The organism is Neobacillus sedimentimangrovi (assembly GCF_010614825.1).
GTDB lineage: Bacteria > Bacillota > Bacilli > Bacillales > Cytobacillaceae > Neobacillus > Neobacillus thermocopriae.
On the sequence record NZ_JAAFZF010000031.1, the window covers coordinates 19,197 to 36,774 of the forward strand.

A 17,578-nucleotide genomic window follows, 5' to 3' on the forward strand; every position below is an offset into this window, starting at 1 on the left:
GCTCCTACTTATTTGTATTAGGCACACTTATTACATATTATTCATACACAATCTATGGGGGTTGTGAAGACTAGAAGGAGTGAGGGTTTTGTCTACAGAGAAAATATTCCCAATGACACAAGCAGGAAAAGAAAAATTGGAACAGGAGCTTGAATACTTAAAAACCGTTAAACGGAAAGAGGTAGTAGAGAGAATTAAGATTGCCAGAAGTTTTGGTGATTTATCAGAAAACTCTGAGTATGATTCCGCAAAAGAAGAGCAAGCCTTTGTGGAAGGCAGAATTACAACATTGGAAAATATGATTCGTAATGCGAAGATTATTGATGAAGGCGAAATGCTTGGTGATACGGTCACACTTGGTTCCTCAGTTACATTTGTGGAACTTCCGGATGGAGAGGAAGAGACGTATACTATTGTTGGAAGTGCGGAAGCAGATCCGTTTGAAGGAAAAATTTCCAATGATTCTCCGATTGCCAAAAGCCTGTTAGGTAAAAAAGTAGGCGATGAAGTTACTGTTCAAACTCCAGGCGGAGAGATGAATGTTCGTATTGTGAGCATTAAATAATCCAAAATTTATGTATTATCGTTTGAAATACATCCACCTCGTCAACACTTTTGACGAGGTGTTTTTTATGTGGAGAAAAAGAACCGTAGGCTGGCTCATATTATGTATAGTTTGTTTATTGCTACTTATTGCTCGATTAGTTCAAATTCAATTGTTGGACACTGAATCTTTTTCAAAACATAATGTAAATTTACTTGAAGAAAGTGTGAAGCAAAGAACTCAGGAATTAGTCATAGATAGCGGCAGAGGGGATTTTCTTGACCGTAATGGTGAGCTACTTACGCATAAAAAGCTACGTGTGCTTGTATTGTTCCCTTTTTTAAAGAAAATAGATTGGGACGCAGAAAAGGTGGCCGAAATAGCGGGGATTTCGATCCAAGCTCTTCGAAATGCTGTTGAAAATGCGAAAAAGCCATTTGCATTCGGTGAACCGGACCCTATTGAATTAACTACTTCTCAAATGGAGAGAATCAATGCTTTAAAAATACCAGGTGTTTTTGCAGTGGAAAAAAAATTCGAACGGGTTAGTGTTCCTGCCGAACAGTTAATTGGTTTAACTGGAGAAAATGCAACATTGCTTAAAAAACGTTATCCGGAAAAAGAATTACCAGAAAAAACACAGGTTGGGGTATCTGGGCTTGAGGAAAGTTTTGATGAATTTCTCTTACCGGAAGGACCATCCAAGCTAGTTTATCATGTTGATGGAGGTGGTGCTCCATTATTTGGGATTAATGTAAAATATGTTGATCCGGCTAACCCGTTTTATCCAGTAAACGTTCGAACAACTATTGATCAAACGATTCAACAGAAGGCGGAGGAATTAGTGGATCAATACCAGATTAAAAAAGGCGGACTTGTTCTTCTTAATATTGAAGATAATAGTGTCTTGGCCATGGTTTCTCGGCCGAAAATCAATAAAAAGAATCCCTATGAAGGATCTGGTATTACAAATAGAATGTTAAAACAGGAAATTATGGGATCTGTTTTTAAAACAGTTGTCGCAGCTGCGGCCATTGAGCATAATTTGGATGATCCAACCCGAATTTTTGATTGTACGAAAAAAATTAATGGAAAACCTGAACGAAAGTATAATCATGGGAAACTAAATTTTACCGAAAGCTTTGCTAGAAGTTGTAACCGAACTTTTGGTGAGTTAGCAAAAGAATTGCAAAAAAAAGACCCATCCATTTTGGAAGAATATGCAGAAAAACTATCATTGATCGGATCAGTCGGCTGGAAGGGAGAAGTTTATCATACCGATGACTTCAGACAGTTTCCAAATGAGGATAAAGGACGAGTATTTTTATCTGATGAAACTAAAAAGGATGCTAATTTCGTAGCTATGTCAGGGATTGGACAGCATGAGGTGAGAGCGACACCATTAGCTGTAGCAAATATGATGGCAACAATTGCCAGAGGCGGTCAAAAGGAAATGGTAAGAGCCGTTTCTAAAATTCAATATAAAAATGGTACGACAATGGTTGAATTTCCTGAAAAAAATTTATCAGGGGATTCCATTTCTCCCTATACAGCTATGAAATTGCAAAAATTACTACGTGAGGTTGTTTTAAATCCAAATGGTACTGGGAGAGCATTAAGTACTCTTCCTTATTCAGTTGCAGGAAAGTCCGGTACCGCTGAAACGGGAAAATATGAGGACGGAAAGCAGCTACATAATAAGTGGTTTGCTGGCTATTTCCCTTTTGAAAACCCGAAATATGCTTTAGTGGTAGTGAATTTAGATGTAAAAGAAACAGGAAACACGGTCAATCTATTATTTGCGGACATGGTTAAAATGCTGTATGAACTCGATTAAACCAGGCCTATAAGGAAAATTCCTTCAAGTTCTTTTGAAATCATGTTAAAATATTCACAGCCTGATCGAAGGAAGGAGTGTTTATTTTGAATATTGATTTTCAGAAGAACTCACGTTCATTGTATCGTGCTAAAAGAAGGAAAACGAATTTGATCTTAAATAGTTTGATTGTAATTGTTCTCACATTAATCATAATCGTAGCCTATAATATTTTTGCAACTGGCAATGATGAAAAAGCTACTACACAGGAGGCAACTCCAAAAACCGAGCACAAGACAGCGACAAAAAATAAAGAAAAGAAAGAGGAAACAGAGGAAAAGGAAGATGAAAAGGTAGAAGAGTCCTCTAAAGAGGAAGCTGCTAACTTAGAGGAGGAACAGGAAGAGGGAGCCTCTGTATCTGAACAAGCGGATGAATCTCAGGCAGTGATTACTGAAGGAGGCAGCACCTCCAACGTTATAAGAACAATTGTTAACCCTTCATGGAAACCAGTTGGGACAACCCAAACGGGAGAGCATACAGCCGTATATGATAAATCTTCTGTTGACTGGCAGGAAATGTTAAATGCCATTTCATATGCTACAGGTTTAGACCAAAGTAATATGACCGTTTATTGGCTTGGTAGGGATCGAACAACGGCTAATTCTTCAATTGGAACAGTGGCTTCTAAAGACAAATCATTAAAGTATAAAGTTTATATCACGTGGGTAGACAATGAAGGTTGGATGCCGACGAAAGTGGAAGAAATAGCTGAAATTCAAAGATAGCGAATGAAAATAGGACAGTGCTCTTATCGAGCGCCGTCCTATTTATTTTGAAACAATCTTCATTAATAATTCATAGTATACTTATAGAGATTTTGATACATTCTTGTAACTCGATGTTGGAAAGTATGAATGAAATGATGGTACAATGAGAGTTGCGGATACGATAGAAGAAACTGAGGAAAATAATAGGAAGAAATCGTTATGCAACAAAGAACTTTGTAAATGGTAGGAGAGAGGGAAAAATGAAAATTGCTATAATTGGAGCAATGGAAGAAGAAGTTACGTTATTACGCGAACATATTGAAAATAAAACGCAAGAAACAGTGGCGGGCTGTGAATTCACGTTTGGTAAGATGCATGGTACTGATGTCATTTTATTACGTTCAGGAATTGGAAAAGTAAACGCAGCCATGTCTACCACTATTTTGCTTGAAAAATATAAGCCTGATTGCATCATTAATACAGGATCAGCTGGTGGATTAAATCCAGATTTAAATGTTGGAGATGCCGTTATATCGACAGAAGTCCGTCACCACGATGTTGATGTAACTGCATTTGGTTATGAATATGGTCAGGTACCACAGCTTCCAGCAGCCTTCCTGGCAGACGAGAAATTATTAACTGTAGCTGAAAAGGCTGCAAAGGAATTGGATAATTTTAAAGTCGTAAGAGGATTAATTGCCACAGGCGATTCCTTTATGGAAAATGCTGAACGGGTAGAATATATCCGGACAAAATTTAACGATTTACAAGCAGTGGAAATGGAAGCAGCAGCTATTGCTCAGGTAGCCCATCGTTTTGAAGTACCATTTGTAATTATCCGTTCGCTCTCAGACATCGCCGGTAAGGAATCAGAGATCTCATTTGATCAGTTTATTGATAAAGCAGCTACTAATTCCGCCACTTTGGTCATGAAAATGGTTGCAGCATTGAGTACTGACAATCAATAATGGATCGAATCTAAATATGTCCATTGTTGATTAAAGTGCAAATCAACGGCCTAATAGGAGTGAAAAAATGAAGGTTTATAAAAACGTCCACGAATTAATTGGGCATACACCATTAGTTGAAATTACTCAGTTTTCTTTACCTGAAGGCGTTCGCTTATTCGCAAAACTGGAATTTATGAATCCGGGTGGAAGTGTCAAAGACCGGCTTGGTATGGAATTGCTACATGAAGCATTTGCTAGTGGTAAATTGAAAAAAGGTGGAACCATTATTGAACCAACTGCAGGAAATACAGGTATAGGCTTGGCACTTGCCGCTATAAATAAAGGAATACAGGTAATTTTCTGTATTCCGGAAAAGTTTAGTATGGAAAAGCAGGAAATTATGAAAGCTCTTGGCGCCAAAATTGTCCATACACCAACGGAAAAAGGAATCAAAGGTGCCATTGAGAAAGCAAAGGAGCTTCTTCAAGAAATTCCTGGTTCCTATTGTCCACAACAATTTGCAAATCCAGCTAATCCAGAAACTTATTATAAAACACTTGGTCCGGAACTATGGGAACAGTTGGATGGGCAACTTCATATATTTGTGGCCGGTGCTGGGTCAGGTGGTACATTTATGGGTACGGCCCGCTATTTAAAAGAGCAAAACAAGGAGATCAAAACGGTTATCGTGGAGCCTGAAGGTTCCATTTTAAATGGTGGGGAGCCAGGTCCGCATAAAACAGAAGGTATTGGAATGGAATTTTTGCCCCCATTTATGGATCCTTCCTATTTTGATGCCATCCATACTGTTTTGGATAAAGATGCTTTCTTTTATGTAAAAGAACTTGCCGCTAAGGAAGGTCTGCTTGTGGGTAGTTCTTCAGGTGCCGCTTTTTATGCAGCATTAAAAGAGGCTGAGACAGCTAAATCAGGTACTAATATTGTAGTGGTATTCCCTGATGGTAGTGAGCGTTACTTAAGCAAAAAGATTTTTGAAGGTGGGATATAAATGAGAAGAAAAACGAAATTGATTCATGGTGGTATCAGTGAAGATCCGGCAACTGGTGCAGTGTCTTTCCCTATATATCAGGTCAGCACATATAAGCAGGAGGGTGTTGGCGGCCATAAGGGATTTGAGTATTCAAGAACAGGGAATCCAACAAGGCATGCGTTGGAGGAGCTGATTAAAGATATTGAGGGTGGTACTGCCGGTTTCGCCTTTGGTTCTGGAATGGCGGCTATTACTGCAGTAATCATGTTGTTTAACAGCGGTGACCATGTGATTCTGACGGATGATGTATACGGTGGTACATACCGTGTGATGACAAAGGTGCTTAATCGTTTTGGAATTGAGTCAACATTTGTTGATACGAGTAATATAGAAAATATCAAGAGTCAAATCAGGCCTAATACAAAAGCTATTTACTTGGAAACTCCGACAAATCCATTGTTAAAAGTTACGGATATTGAAGCGGCATCTAAATTGGCAAAAGAACATAATCTGTTAACAATTGTTGATAACACTTTTTCAACTCCATATTGGCAAAATCCAATTGAATTGGGCGCAGATATCGTCCTTCATAGTGCTACAAAATATATTGGGGGACACAGTGATGTGGTAGCCGGGCTGGTTGTAGTTAATAGCGACAAGCTTGCTCAAGATCTTCATTTTATCCAAAATTCCACAGGAGGAGTTTTAGGACCGCAAGATTCATGGTTACTGATTAGAGGAATAAAGACACTCGGAATTCGAATGGAAGAAACAGAAGCGAATACGAAGGCGATTGTAGAATTCCTCCAAGGGCATCCGAAGGTGAAAAAGGTGTACTATCCGGGATTGGAAACACACCCGAACCATGATATTGCCAAGAAACAGGCAAGAGGCTTTGGCGGTATGGTCTCTTTTGATGTTGGAAGTGCAGAAATTGCCGACCAAGTTCTAAGTAAAATAAAATATTTTACTTTGGCTGAAAGTTTAGGGGCGGTTGAAAGCCTAATTTCCGTACCGGCAAGAATGACCCATGCTTCCATACCTGCTGAAAGAAGAGCAGAACTTGGAATCAGTGACGGACTCATTCGTATCTCAGTAGGACTTGAAGATGTTCAAGACCTAATTGAAGATTTAACTCAAGCACTAGAATAACGAGTAAAAGGTAACAGGGACCATGTGAAACTTTCATTTGTCTCTGTTACCTTTAATTATGTACCTATCATTTAACGTGTATTTTCCTTGATTTTGTGTGGAAAAAACATTCGAAGAAGAGGTAGCGGGTTTTTCATTTCTTAAAAAATTTCTGAAAAAATGGTTTACAAATTTTATCATTGTGGATATACTTACCTTAGTAAGTAAAAAATTCCAAGGGGGTTGAAGGTAATGTTATTAATTTATACAAGTGCAATGAAAACTTTATATTTTAATAACACACATTCGACCAGATTGGAATGGATTGCTTAATTTTTATTATATGCTTACATATCCATGCCGCAGGGAGAATGGTGCCCTGTGGCTTTTTTGTGTCAGATTTTCTGATATGGCCGCAAGGGGATGACTTCTTGCGGCTTTTTTATGCCTTTTTTACTCGCTAAATGGATATGTTTTGCATAAATTGAAGATGTTGTTAAAAGGAGGTGTTTAAAAATGACCTTAAATATTTTATTTTTCACCATCACTGTGAAAAGGCGTGAAGTAAGTCTTGAAGAGGCAGTTAGACAGGAAATGGTCGAGCAAATCTACGAGAAAAACAAAGACCGCCAAATATCGATGTACCGGATCATGTAATGTTTTAAACGAAATGATCAAATTATTGCAAAGAAAGGGGATAGAAAAATGATTTTTTTCATACAAAAACGAGGAGCAGATATTTGGGATTTGAAGGATACTACTTAGTCATGTGAATGTCGGATTAGCTGATGAAAAATTACTATTAACGCTGATTTTATTATCTAAGAATAAAGCATCCAAAATGTTAACATAATGTTCAAAATTCCTAAAGATAATAACGGTTTTTATATGATAAATTGTATTTAGAAATAGGATTATCTAAGGGGTGGAGACCATGTTTATGATTGCGATGGCTTTCATTATTACAGGTGCAATTGGATGTGTTATTTCAGCTGAGATTAGTGCTGAAGTGTAAATAGAAAAGCGTAAGCACCTTGCTTAGCGCCTATTCAATGTTGACATAATATTTCTAGCCTAATAAAAAGCATTGATCCAGTCTATTGTGGATTGATGCTTTTTTAATGCCTATTACTTCTGTTTTTTTAAATAATCAATTATGACATTATGGTAGGAGTTGACATTTTGATCAAAATGACATTCCTTAGTATATTATTATGCCAAATATTTGACAATTTCTCTATAAAAGAGTATAAGTTGGAGGGATAAGGCATTTTTAGGAGGAAGTATTCATTGAAGGATCTAAAATATTTTTGGTTAATGTTTTTCATATTACTCATTACCGTGACTACCGGTTGTTCTAATAAGAGCGAAGATCTCCAAAAAGAACAAGAAAAAAATGTGGCTCTACCGAAGTTTGATATTAAAGAATCAAACTCTTTAAACATTAGCCGAATCTTTGGGTTGGGGTATCCTGGTAATGATAATGCCCTATACTTGGCCACAAATGACGGTTTGAAAATGTATAAGCAGGGTCAATGGACAGAAACAACGGTCAATACTCATAAATTTATGGGATTTCAGGCATTGGAAAATGGTTTTATTTCGAGCGGACATCCACAAAATGGGACAGGCCTTAAAGATCCTCTTGGTTTAGTTCTAAGTGAAAATAAAGGGGAGACCCTTGAAAAATTAGCCTTCTATGGAGAAACGAATTTTGCCTTCATGGCTGCAGATTATTCTGGTGAGACAATATATGTCATAAGTGAAAAGCCAAAACAAGGCCTGAGTGCAGGTGTGAACTATTCTAAAGATAAAGGGAAGACATGGAAAAAAAGTGAGTTCAAGGATTTTCGTGCCGATTCAATGGGGATGATTGCGGTACAGCCAAAAAACGGGGATATTATGGCAATGGCTACCCGCACAGGGATTTATTATTCGAATGATAACGGGAACACTATGAAGCTTGTTACAGATCCCTTAATGGTCACAGCATTAACATTTTCGGGGGACTGGATTCTTTATTCAAGTGTTGAAAATGAAAAAATCTTATTAAAAAAAATGAATCCTTTAACAAAAGAACAAGTCTCTCTATCCATTCCATACCTTGATTACGATAATCCAATAACTTACTTATCTATTAATCCTAAAAATCAAAATCAAATGGCATTTACAACTTATAAAAATGATTTATATGAATCATCTGATGGTGGGAAAACATGGAATCAACTGTTGAATAACGGTAAAAAAGAGCAGAAGTAATGAATCGAACATGTAAGATACGGAAAATTAGGCTGTAGCCAAGGCATGAGTTCAGTATTGTACTGGATTCATGCCTTTTTTTGCCTTTAAAAGTGTTTAGCTCCTGCCCCTAGCAGCTAGTGTCCTTCACTCTTCATCCTACGATAAGTTAACATCGAATCGCTTTCACTCTTCGTGTTTCCTTTATCTCAGTTGAAGAGCACCATAAGGAAGGCTTCGTCAGCATCATCATCGCACGACCGAAAGCGGTAGCTTTTGGGAGGAGGCCATACGCTGCTGAGCAGGTGGCTTCCGCTTTTCCAGTAAGATAAGAAAATATATATTTGACTTCGAGAAATGTCTAGCTCCAGTGCCCTAGCGGCGAGACGCCTTCGGTCTCCTCCCTACGATAAGTCAACATCGAATCGCTTTCGCTCTACGTGTTTCCTTTATCTCAGTCAGAGACCACCACAAGGAAGGCTTCGTCAGCATTGACATCGCACGACCGAAAGCGATAGCTTTTGGGAGGAGGCCATACGCCGCTGAGCAGGTGGCTTCCGCTTTTCCAGTAAGATAAGAAAATATATATTTGACTTTGAGAAATGTCTAGCTCCAGCGCCCTAGCGGCGAGACGCCTTCGGTCTCCTCCCTACGATAAGTCAACATCGAATCGCTTTCGCTCTACGTGTTTCCTTTATCTCAGTCAGAGACCACCACAAGGAAGGCTTCGTCAGCATTGACATCGCACGACCGAAAGCGATAGCTTTTGGGAGGAGGTCATACGCCGCTAACCAGGGCGCTTCCGCTTTTCTATTAACTTTTCTTCTTTTTTTCTTTTTCCGCTCGGTAAAATTCATGAAACATTTTCATTAATGCACGTTTTTCAATTCTTGAAACATAGCTACGTGAAATCCCTAGTTCTTTTGCGATTTCCCGCTGAGTTTTTTCTTTCTGTAAATCGAGGCCAAAGCGACTAATTATAACTTCTTTTTCCCTGCTGTCAAGGACTTCAATATATTTTTTAATTTTCTCAAGTTCCATGTTTAGCTGTATGGTATCGATAACATCCTCTGATTCAGATTTTAAAACATCAATTAAGGAAATTTCATTACCTTCTTTATCCTGGCCTATCGGATCGTGTAAGGAAACATCTTTTTTTGTTTTCTTTAATGCTCGGAGGTGCATAAGTATTTCGTTTTCAATACATCTTGCCGCATAGGTGGCTAACTTTGTTCCTTTCCCCTCGGAATAGCTTTCTATTGCTTTAATTAATCCAATTGTCCCGATGGAAATCAAATCTTCTGAATCTTCTCCTGTATTTTCAAATTTTTTCACGATATGTGCAACAAGTCGTAAATTGTGTTCAATGAGCATATTTCGTGCATGGGGATCCCCTTCTGCCATTAATTTTAAATACTTACGTTCATCAGCAGCGGATAGGGGTTGGGGGAAAGCATTATTCTTTACGAATGAAACAAGAAATAAAAACTCTTTAATTAAATATCCAAGAGCCGTTAAGATTCCAGACATCCTTATCCACCCCGTTCTAATTGGACTTTAGCCTATAATTAATTCGTATGAATAAAACGGGAAATTGTGTCTGTCCAGAACAAATAAAATAATATGAAGTAATAGGATAATAAAATGACTTACTTTTCTGTTGCAAAAGTAAGTCACTTTGAAATGAATCATATTGGGAAGAGTAAAGTTTTGAAGTTTATACTTTTCTAATTTTAAAAGTACTGACCATAAGGAATGAAAGTATGATGATGATAAATAAGAAAGTATGAGATGGGATATAAGGAATGGCCAAGTAGCTTAAAGTGGCTAAACATCCTGCGGCAGTGATTGGTAAACCAGTAAAGTAGCCGTTACTTTCTGTAATGTTAAATCGAGCAAGTCTAAAGGCACCGCAACCAATATAAAAAACAGTGAAAAATAAACCCGGTCCACCAAATTCATACAGAATACCTTGATAAAGTAATAGTGCGGGAGCTACACCAAATGATATAATATCACTCATGGAATCCAATTGTTTCCCAAGCTCTGATTCAATATTAAATTTACGTGCAATCATACCGTCAAACCGGTCGGCAAGTGCAGCAATAAAAATAAGCAACAAGCTTAGCCGAAGATTTCCATGGATACCAAAAATGATGGCAAATCCACCTAATGATAAGTTCATTAAAGTAATAACATTGGCTGTTTGAGATTTTAATTTTTTGATAGTCTGATCTAAGACATCTAATAAAAACATTATTGGTATATCACTCCTTTTCTTTAGCCAAAGGAATATATTTTCTAGCATTTTACACTATAATATTTAATTTTAGTGTTTTTATGTCTGTTCGTAAAGAGTATTTTTACACTATTTGGGAGGACTGTTCCAATGATACAAATACTATACCGACTATTGATTGAGTTAACGAATGGAAAATGGTCATCCGCCTTGTTAAAAAGATTCGCCAAATCTAGGTCCAGCCGATTCATAGTTCCATCCTTCGTAAGAGTTTACCGTATAAACAAAGCAGAGATGGAAAAAGAGCTTCATGAGTTTCAGACCCTCCATGAACTGTTCATTAGAAAGCTTAAAAAGGAAGCCAGAACCATTGATAAATCGTATAACACGGTTGTCAGTCCTGTTGATGCTGTTCTTGAAGACATGGGGACAATAAGTGAAAATAGCGAAATGATCGTCAAAGGTAAAACTTATTCGGTCGAAGAGATGCTTGGTGATCGGCAAGTAATGGAAAAATATTTACATGGATCTTATTTAATTCTTTATTTAAGTCCAAGCCACTATCATCGCATCCATAGTCCGGTTTCCGGCACGGTTAAAAAACAGTGGACACTTGGCCGAAAATCATACCCTGTGAATAAATGGGGCTTAAAATATGGTGTTAGAACGTTGGCAAAAAATTATCGGGTTATTACCGAGGTTGAGACAGAGTTTGGACATGTGGCAATTGTGAAGGTCGGCGCTATGTTTGTCAATTCCATCGAAACTATCCATAAGGGCTCGTTATTAGAAAAAGGTGAAGAAATGGCCTACTTTACATTTGGTTCTACGGTAGTACTGTTGTTCGAGAGAAATATTTTTAATCCAGAAAGTCTGAATATGCCAAGAGAACTCAAGGTAGGAGAAAAAATAGGGGTTCTTCATCGAAAATAAAGGAACCGAGGCGTGCATTCACACCGTTTTTTAAACTAAGAAAAAGAAAAGCCCTTTTTATAGGGCGAGAGATGGTTAAGATGATTTTTTTATTTTGGTGATAAGAGAACGACGGCGAATTTCAGATTCAATCAGGCTGATAAATTCAGGGCTTAAGTTAAGTTCCCTTGCTTTAAAATAAGATTCAATTAATAATTCGTCGGACAGTCTGCGCACGTCAATTTCCACCTCCGATTATAATAAAGTGTTCTAAGGTGTATAAAGGACTCATATAATGATACGTTCAATTGGTGTAACCTAAATCTACCAAATTTATTCCTGTAGAACAACTGTTCTAAATATCCACATCTTCCAGTGGATAACCTGTGATTATATTGTTCACAAACTATGGAAAAGCACAGGATTCAATGGGTATAATGTTAATAATTTTATCCACAAGTGTCAATAGAGTAGATGTTTGTCGAAAAATATTTTTTGTAAATGGGGATTTTTCTAAGTAAGTCGTAAATATTGGAGAGAGTTATGTATTTGGAATTTCATGTATTGTCGAAAATTGAAAACAATAATAATAGTATATTTCACTAAAAATGCTTCCACATTTCTTTTGAAACATAGATTGAAATTGGTTATGATTGTACAAGTAAAGAGAAGTCCATTAATGAGGTGTCCATAAGTGTTAAAACAATTTTTACCGGATGAACATGTAAAAAGTATTCTTGATATAAAACCGGAACAATTAAAATCTAGAGGAATAAAAGGAATTATTACAGATTTGGACAATACTTTGGTTGAATGGGATCGTCCTAGTGCTACACCTGCACTGATTCAATGGTTTGAAGAGATGAAAAAACATCAGATTCTGGTCACTATTGTTTCTAATAATAATGAAGACAGGGTGAAAGCATTTGCTGCTCCACTTGATATTCCTTATATTTTTCAAGCCAGAAAACCTCTAAGCAGAGCTTTTAACAAAGCCCTATTCCAAATGGGAATAAAAAAAGAGGAAGCTGTAGTCATTGGGGATCAGCTATTGACTGATGTACTTGGAGGAAACCGCTCTGGATTTCATACTATATTAGTAGTCCCAGTTGCTCAAACTGATGGTTTTTTTACTAAATTTAACCGTTTTGTAGAACGGAGGATTATGAATTGGTTCAAGAAAAAAGGATTATTACAATGGGAGGAGTAATGTAGTGACTGACCAACATCATATTTGTATCGGCTGCGGAGTAAAGGTTCAAACGGAAAACCCAGAGGGACTAGGATATGCCCCATCCTCCGCATTAGAAAAAGAAACAATTATTTGTCAAAGATGCTTTCGATTAAAGCATTATAATGAAGTTCAAGATGTTAGTTTAACTGACGATGATTTCTTAAAAATATTAAATGGACTTGGAAAAACAGATGCTTTAATTGTTATGATCGTCGATATTTTTGATTTTAACGGTAGCTGGCTACCAGGACTACATCGATTTGTTGGGCATAACAAAGTAATTCTTGTTGGTAATAAAGTCGACCTATTGCCTAAATCAGTAAAACATAACAAATTGATCAACTGGATGAAACAACAGTCAAGAGAACTTGGATTAAGGCCGGAGGAAGTTTTTCTTGTTAGTGCTGCAAAAGGATGGAATATTAAAGAAACTGCTGCGGCTATTGATGAAATTAGAGATGGAAAAGATGTTTATGTTGTAGGTTGTACAAATGTAGGAAAGTCGTCCTTTATTAATAGAATTATTAAAGAAGTGACTGGAGAAGGAGATATTATTACTACTTCTCATTTTCCGGGGACAACACTAGACATTATTAAAATACCTCTTGATGACGAAAAATCTTTAATAGATACTCCAGGTATTATTAACCATCATCAAATGGCCCACTTTGTGGATAAAAAGGATTTAAAGTTAATTACGCCAAAAAAAGAAATTAAGCCAAAGGTTTTTCAATTAAATGAAGGACAAACTTTATTTTTCGGCGGTTTGGCTCGGTTTGATTATGTGAATGGAGGCTCGTCCCCAAGAAGGTCCTTTGTATGTTATTTTTCGAATGAGTTACATATTCATCGTACAAAAACAGAAAATGCAGATGAGCTTTACAAAAAACATGTCGGTGATATGTTGACGCCGCCGAGGAAGGAACATATCGATTCTTTTCCGGAATTTGTAAAGCAAGAGTTCATTGTCAAAGAAGCAAAAACGGATATTGTATTCTCAGGACTTGGATGGATTACAGTAAATGAACCTGGTGCAAAATTAATTGCCTATGTTCCAAAAGGAGTCCAAGCAATGATTCGAAAATCGTTAATATAAATCAATGAATCTTGGGTGGGGAGAAAAAGTGAAAAAGCTATTTGCCGTTTTAGGGAACCCAATTGGACATTCCATGTCTCCATTAATGCATAATGATTTATTTTCATATTATCAAATTGATGCGCATTATCTTCCGTTTCAGGTTCGCGCTGAAGATCTGGAAGATGCAGTTAAAGGCTTAAGAGCCATCGGGGTAGGGGGATTTAATGTGACGGTGCCACATAAAAGTTCCATTATTCCCTTCCTTGATGAAGTAGATCCTTTAGCTAAAAGCATAGGGGCCGTTAATACGGTGGTCAATCAAGGAGGAAAACTGATTGGCTATAATACAGACGGACCAGGTTTTCTCAAAGGATTAACAGCTTGCTATCCATCAATAAAAGGAAAAAAGGTTCTAGTGATCGGAGCTGGTGGAGCGGCTAGAGCCATTTATTTTACTTTAGCTAAAGAAAAGCCTTTAACGCTCGATATTGCTAATCGAACGCCAAATAATGCCTTAAGCCTTATAAAAGAGTGTCCATATTCGGTAGTCTCCCATGCTTATTCGCTGGAAGAAGCGGGAAAACAGTTGGTTGAATACGATCTAATTGTACAAACAACATCCATCGGAATGTCGCCAAATACATCTGAACTGCCGATTTCTGTAAATGAGATAAAAAAGGAGTCTATGGTTTGTGATATTATATACAATCCTTTGGAAACAAAGTTTTTACAAATGGCGAAACAACATGGTGCACAAATTCAAAATGGAATTGAAATGTTCGTTTATCAAGGAGCACTTGCGTTTGAAATATGGACAGGTATTTTTCCTGATGTAAAACGAATGAGAGAAAATGTATTAAGACAACTTGGAGGTCATACATGTTAACAGGTAAACAAAAAAGGTTTTTACGTTCTAAAGCCCATCATTTAGATCCGATTTTTCAAGTGGGTAAAGGCGGAGTAAATGAAAACATGATAAAACAAATTGCAGATGCACTTGAGGCGAGAGAGCTTTTAAAAGTGAGTGTCTTGCAAAACTGTGATGAGGATAAAAATGTAGTGGCACAGCAGCTTGCGGAAGGTACAAAAGCAGAAATTGTGCAAATAATTGGTAATACGATTGTACTTTATAAGGAATCAGTGGAAAATAAGCAAATTATTTTGCCGTAAAAACTGGGAGGTTACGGGTATGAAGAGGATTGGAATTTTAGGTGGAACATTTGACCCACCGCATAACGGACATTTACTCATTGCAAATGAAGTTCAATCCTCATTAAATCTTGATGAGGTTTGGTTCATGCCTAATCAAGAGCCACCTCATAAAATGAAATCAGGTTCTGCAAGTAATGAAAATCGGCTTGAAATGCTAGAACGGGCAATTAAAGATAACAAAGCTTTTCATATTCAGCCTTTGGAACTTGAAAGAGAAGGTCCTTCCTACACGTATGATACAATGAAGATCCTGCATGAAAAATATGAAGGATACCAATTTTTCTTCATTATTGGTGCGGATATGATTGAATATCTGCCAAAATGGCATAAAATTGAAGAATTAATTAAACTAGTTCAATTTGTTGGTGTGAGGCGCCCGTCCTATAATCATCAAACAGATTATCCTATTCTCTATGTAGACGTGCCTTTATTTGATGTTTCATCAAGTATGATTAGAGAAAGATTGAACACTGGTAAAACAGTAAAGTATTTATTACCTGAACTGGTCATTGATTATATTGAGGAGAATCATTTATATGGAACGTGAAGAAGCACTAAAAATTGTTAAAGTACAACTAACCGAGCATCGATATCAGCATACATTGGGTGTCATGGAAACGGCTATTTCGTTAGCAAGGTTGTATGGAGCAGATGAAAAAAAGGCTGAATTGGCAGCCATTTTTCATGATTATGCAAAATTCCGTCCGAAAGAGGAAATGCGTGAAATTATTAAATCGCACTCATTTCCCCAAGATTTACTGGAATACAATGCAGAACTATGGCATGCGCCTGTTGGGGCATACCTAGTGGAAAAGGAAGCTGGAATTACTGACAAGGAAGTGCTGGATGCTATCCGTTATCATACCTCAGGGAGACCTGGTATGACTTTGCTTGAAAAAATTATTTATTTGGCAGACTATATAGAACCGGGTAGACAATTTCCAGGAGTAGATGAAGTCAGGGAACTTGCAAAGGAAAGTTTGGATAGAGCATTGATAAAATCTGTTCAAAATACGATTAACTTTTTAATGAAAAAAAATCAACGCGTTTATCCTGAAACCTTTCATATGTATAATGATTTAATAAAAAAACAGGAGGCTTGATTGATGGAATTACTCAAAATTGCGGTAAAAGCTGCTGATGACAAACGGGCAGAAGATATTATTGCCCTAAACATGAAGGGGATTTCCTTGATTGCTGATTATTTTATCATTTGCCATGGTAATTCTGATAAGCAAGTACAGGCCATTGCTAGAGAAATACGGGAGAAAGCCCTTGAACATGGCTATGATGTAAAAAGAATGGAAGGCTTTGATGAAGCAAGGTGGGTTTTAATTGATTTGGGGGATGTTGTTGCCCACGTATTCCATCGTGATGAGCGAAGCTATTATAATCTGGAACGGCTATGGGGAGATGCTCCAAAAGTAGATGTGATGAGTGAGTTGAATTCATGAGCTCATACAAACAATTTGCCTATTTATATGATGAACTCATGAAAGACGCCCCATATGATAAATGGGTTCAATTTGTCAAGAGGAAGTTGAAGAAATATCAACTAAACAGGCAGCCGCTAAGCTTGCTTGATCTCGCCTGTGGAACAGGAGAGTTATCGGTTCGTTTTGCCAAAGAAGGCTTCCAAGTAACCGGCGTTGATTTATCAGCAGATATGCTTGCGGTAGCCCAAGCAAAAGGTGAAAAGAATGGTTTCTCAATCCCATTTTTTCAGCAAAATATGGCGGAATTAGAGGGATTGGGACTATTTGATGTAGTGGGGATTTTTTGTGACTCCTTAAATTATCTGGAGTCTGAGCAAGAGGTCCGAGATACCTTTGCTAAAGTATTCCAGCACCTAAAGCCGGGTGGACTGTTTATTTTTGATGTTCATTCCATTTATAAAATTACCCAAGTATTTATGAATGAAACATTTGCATTGAATGAAGAGAAAATCTCATATATTTGGAATAGTTTTCCTGGTGAGTATTCAAATTGTGTTGAGCATGAGCTTACCTTTTTTGTTTTGGATGAAGGAACAGGAAAGTATGATCGCTATGATGAATTTCACGTTCAGCGAACTTTCACAGTTCAGCAATATTCTGGCTGGTTAACCGAAGCAGGCTTTCAAGTGCAAGAAATAAACGCGGATTTTGAAGATAGTCCCCCTCAGCAGTATTCTGAACGAATCTTTTTTATCGCAAGAAAAGAATAGAAGCCATCTTTTTGAAAAAGATGGCTTCTTTAATGTGCGCCCGGCATGGGTGTAATCTATAGGGTGAAAGTCCCGAGCTGCGAAGGCAGAAGTAGCAGTTAGCTTAACGCAAGGGTGTCCGTGGTGACGCGGAATCTGAAGGAAGCGAGCGGCAAACTTCCGGTCTGAGGAACACGAACTTCATATGAGGCTAGGTATCACTGGGTGAGTTTGCATGACAAAACAAAGCCCTTTCTGCCGAAGGTGATACAGAGTAA

20 protein-coding genes are annotated in these 17,578 nt (G+C 37.5%); 17 read left to right on the forward strand and 3 right to left on the reverse strand.

The annotated features are described in order from the left end of the window. Nucleotides 1–88: 88 nt before the first annotated feature. The 8 genes from greA to GZA11_RS11025 all read left to right on the forward strand — a co-directional run bounded on the left by greA (nucleotide 89) and on the right by GZA11_RS11025 (nucleotide 8,461). Nucleotides 89–565 carry a transcription elongation factor GreA gene (gene greA / locus GZA11_RS10990; RefSeq protein ID WP_038536346.1) on the forward strand — a complete coding sequence of 159 codons (477 nt, stop codon included), beginning with the start codon at nucleotides 89–91 and terminating at the stop codon, nucleotides 563–565. A gap of 67 nt (nucleotides 566–632) precedes the next feature. Further along, entirely contained in the window at nucleotides 633–2,381 is a 1,749-nt protein-coding gene (locus GZA11_RS10995) for a peptidoglycan D,D-transpeptidase FtsI family protein (protein WP_163183823.1), read from the forward strand. An 86-nt stretch (nucleotides 2,382–2,467) separates the two neighbouring features. Beyond that, nucleotides 2,468–3,148, forward strand: coding sequence for a YrrS family protein (locus GZA11_RS11000; protein WP_163183825.1), 681 nt, complete (start codon nucleotides 2,468–2,470; stop codon nucleotides 3,146–3,148). A gap of 242 nt (nucleotides 3,149–3,390) precedes the next feature. Beyond that, nucleotides 3,391–4,098, forward strand: coding sequence for a 5'-methylthioadenosine/S-adenosylhomocysteine nucleosidase (gene mtnN / locus GZA11_RS11005; protein ID WP_038536340.1), 708 nt, complete (start codon nucleotides 3,391–3,393; stop codon nucleotides 4,096–4,098). Nucleotides 4,099–4,165: 67 nt separating this feature from the next. Further along, nucleotides 4,166–5,089, forward strand: coding sequence for a PLP-dependent cysteine synthase family protein (locus tag GZA11_RS11010; RefSeq protein ID WP_038536337.1), 924 nt, complete (start codon nucleotides 4,166–4,168; stop codon nucleotides 5,087–5,089). Further along, the gene (locus tag GZA11_RS11015; RefSeq protein WP_038536335.1) at nucleotides 5,090–6,223 is read left to right on the forward strand and encodes a bifunctional cystathionine gamma-lyase/homocysteine desulfhydrase; all 1,134 of its coding nucleotides are present in this window, start codon (nucleotides 5,090–5,092) and stop codon (nucleotides 6,221–6,223) included. A 495-nt stretch (nucleotides 6,224–6,718) separates the two neighbouring features. Beyond that, nucleotides 6,719–6,859: a YrzI family small protein gene (locus GZA11_RS11020; RefSeq protein WP_081905058.1), complete on the forward strand. Its 141-nt coding sequence runs from the start codon at nucleotides 6,719–6,721 to the stop codon at nucleotides 6,857–6,859. Between the two features lie 633 nt (nucleotides 6,860–7,492). Further along, nucleotides 7,493–8,461, forward strand: a complete 969-nt coding sequence (locus GZA11_RS11025) for a F510_1955 family glycosylhydrolase (RefSeq protein WP_235924984.1) — start codon at nucleotides 7,493–7,495, stop codon at nucleotides 8,459–8,461. Between the two features lie 792 nt (nucleotides 8,462–9,253). On the opposite strand, the gene sigK is transcribed toward GZA11_RS11025, so the two are convergent. Next, the gene (gene sigK / locus GZA11_RS11030; protein ID WP_038536332.1) at nucleotides 9,254–9,970 is read right to left on the reverse strand and encodes an RNA polymerase sporulation sigma factor SigK; all 717 of its coding nucleotides are present in this window, start codon (nucleotides 9,968–9,970) and stop codon (nucleotides 9,254–9,256) included. A gap of 187 nt (nucleotides 9,971–10,157) precedes the next feature. After that, on the reverse strand, nucleotides 10,158–10,697 hold the full coding sequence (pssA, locus tag GZA11_RS11035) for a CDP-diacylglycerol--serine O-phosphatidyltransferase (RefSeq protein ID WP_038536329.1): 540 nt from the start codon (nucleotides 10,695–10,697) through the stop codon (nucleotides 10,158–10,160). A gap of 132 nt (nucleotides 10,698–10,829) precedes the next feature. Between pssA and GZA11_RS11040 the strand changes: the two genes are divergently transcribed. Further along, the gene (locus GZA11_RS11040) at nucleotides 10,830–11,612 is read left to right on the forward strand and encodes a phosphatidylserine decarboxylase (RefSeq protein ID WP_038536327.1); all 783 of its coding nucleotides are present in this window, start codon (nucleotides 10,830–10,832) and stop codon (nucleotides 11,610–11,612) included. A 75-nt stretch (nucleotides 11,613–11,687) separates the two neighbouring features. Here GZA11_RS11040 and sda read toward each other — a convergent pair whose 3' ends face one another. Continuing rightward, complete coding sequence (sda, locus tag GZA11_RS11045) at nucleotides 11,688–11,828, reverse strand: sporulation histidine kinase inhibitor Sda (RefSeq protein ID WP_038536326.1); 141 nt, start codon at nucleotides 11,826–11,828, stop codon at nucleotides 11,688–11,690. A 457-nt stretch (nucleotides 11,829–12,285) separates the two neighbouring features. Between sda and GZA11_RS11050 the strand changes: the two genes are divergently transcribed. The 8 genes from GZA11_RS11050 to GZA11_RS11085 are packed head-to-tail and all read left to right on the forward strand — an operon-like array spanning nucleotide 12,286 to nucleotide 17,321. Continuing rightward, on the forward strand, nucleotides 12,286–12,801 hold the full coding sequence (locus GZA11_RS11050; protein ID WP_038536324.1) for a YqeG family HAD IIIA-type phosphatase: 516 nt from the start codon (nucleotides 12,286–12,288) through the stop codon (nucleotides 12,799–12,801). A 4-nt stretch (nucleotides 12,802–12,805) separates the two neighbouring features. Then, complete coding sequence (gene yqeH, locus GZA11_RS11055; RefSeq protein ID WP_038536321.1) at nucleotides 12,806–13,921, forward strand: ribosome biogenesis GTPase YqeH; 1,116 nt, start codon at nucleotides 12,806–12,808, stop codon at nucleotides 13,919–13,921. Nucleotides 13,922–13,949: 28 nt separating this feature from the next. Beyond that, nucleotides 13,950–14,789 (forward strand): shikimate dehydrogenase, encoded by an 840-nt coding sequence (aroE, locus tag GZA11_RS11060; RefSeq protein ID WP_038536318.1) that lies wholly within the window; start codon nucleotides 13,950–13,952, stop codon nucleotides 14,787–14,789. Continuing rightward, entirely contained in the window at nucleotides 14,783–15,073 is a 291-nt protein-coding gene (gene yhbY / locus GZA11_RS11065; protein WP_038536315.1) for a ribosome assembly RNA-binding protein YhbY, read from the forward strand. The genes aroE and yhbY overlap by 7 nt, the downstream gene beginning before the upstream one ends. A 19-nt stretch (nucleotides 15,074–15,092) precedes the next feature. Beyond that, nucleotides 15,093–15,662 carry a nicotinate-nucleotide adenylyltransferase gene (locus tag GZA11_RS11070; RefSeq protein ID WP_038536313.1) on the forward strand — a complete coding sequence of 190 codons (570 nt, stop codon included), beginning with the start codon at nucleotides 15,093–15,095 and terminating at the stop codon, nucleotides 15,660–15,662. Further along, on the forward strand, nucleotides 15,652–16,218 hold the full coding sequence (gene yqeK, locus GZA11_RS11075) for a bis(5'-nucleosyl)-tetraphosphatase (symmetrical) YqeK (RefSeq protein WP_038536310.1): 567 nt from the start codon (nucleotides 15,652–15,654) through the stop codon (nucleotides 16,216–16,218). Before GZA11_RS11070 ends, yqeK begins: the two co-directional genes overlap by 11 nt. 3 nt (nucleotides 16,219–16,221) lie before the next feature. Continuing rightward, nucleotides 16,222–16,569: a ribosome silencing factor gene (rsfS, locus tag GZA11_RS11080; protein WP_144242957.1), complete on the forward strand. Its 348-nt coding sequence runs from the start codon at nucleotides 16,222–16,224 to the stop codon at nucleotides 16,567–16,569. Further along, the gene (locus GZA11_RS11085) at nucleotides 16,566–17,321 is read left to right on the forward strand and encodes a class I SAM-dependent DNA methyltransferase (protein ID WP_038536305.1); all 756 of its coding nucleotides are present in this window, start codon (nucleotides 16,566–16,568) and stop codon (nucleotides 17,319–17,321) included. Before rsfS ends, GZA11_RS11085 begins: the two co-directional genes overlap by 4 nt. Nucleotides 17,322–17,578 lie beyond the last annotated feature (257 nt).

What these genes read in the sequence shown, in the direction of transcription:
- GZA11_RS10995 (WP_163183823.1), top strand. Translation starts at nt 633, where the DNA reads ATGTGGAGAAAAAGAACCGTAGGCTGGCTCATATTATGTATAGTTTGT.
- mtnN (WP_038536340.1), top strand. Translation starts at nt 3,391, where the DNA reads ATGAAAATTGCTATAATTGGAGCAATGGAAGAAGAAGTTACGTTATTA.
- GZA11_RS11010 (WP_038536337.1), top strand. Translation starts at nt 4,166, where the DNA reads ATGAAGGTTTATAAAAACGTCCACGAATTAATTGGGCATACACCATTA.
- GZA11_RS11015 (WP_038536335.1), top strand. Translation starts at nt 5,090, where the DNA reads ATGAGAAGAAAAACGAAATTGATTCATGGTGGTATCAGTGAAGATCCG.
- GZA11_RS11020 (WP_081905058.1), top strand. Translation starts at nt 6,719, where the DNA reads ATGACCTTAAATATTTTATTTTTCACCATCACTGTGAAAAGGCGTGAA.
- sigK (WP_038536332.1), bottom strand. Translation starts at nt 9,970, where the DNA reads ATGTCTGGAATCTTAACGGCTCTTGGATATTTAATTAAAGAGTTTTTA.
- pssA (WP_038536329.1), bottom strand. Translation starts at nt 10,697, where the DNA reads ATGTTTTTATTAGATGTCTTAGATCAGACTATCAAAAAATTAAAATCT.
- GZA11_RS11040 (WP_038536327.1), top strand. Translation starts at nt 10,830, where the DNA reads ATGATACAAATACTATACCGACTATTGATTGAGTTAACGAATGGAAAA.
- yhbY (WP_038536315.1), top strand. Translation starts at nt 14,783, where the DNA reads ATGTTAACAGGTAAACAAAAAAGGTTTTTACGTTCTAAAGCCCATCAT.
- GZA11_RS11070 (WP_038536313.1), top strand. Translation starts at nt 15,093, where the DNA reads ATGAAGAGGATTGGAATTTTAGGTGGAACATTTGACCCACCGCATAAC.
- yqeK (WP_038536310.1), top strand. Translation starts at nt 15,652, where the DNA reads ATGGAACGTGAAGAAGCACTAAAAATTGTTAAAGTACAACTAACCGAG.
- rsfS (WP_144242957.1), top strand. Translation starts at nt 16,222, where the DNA reads ATGGAATTACTCAAAATTGCGGTAAAAGCTGCTGATGACAAACGGGCA.
- GZA11_RS11085 (WP_038536305.1), top strand. Translation starts at nt 16,566, where the DNA reads ATGAGCTCATACAAACAATTTGCCTATTTATATGATGAACTCATGAAA.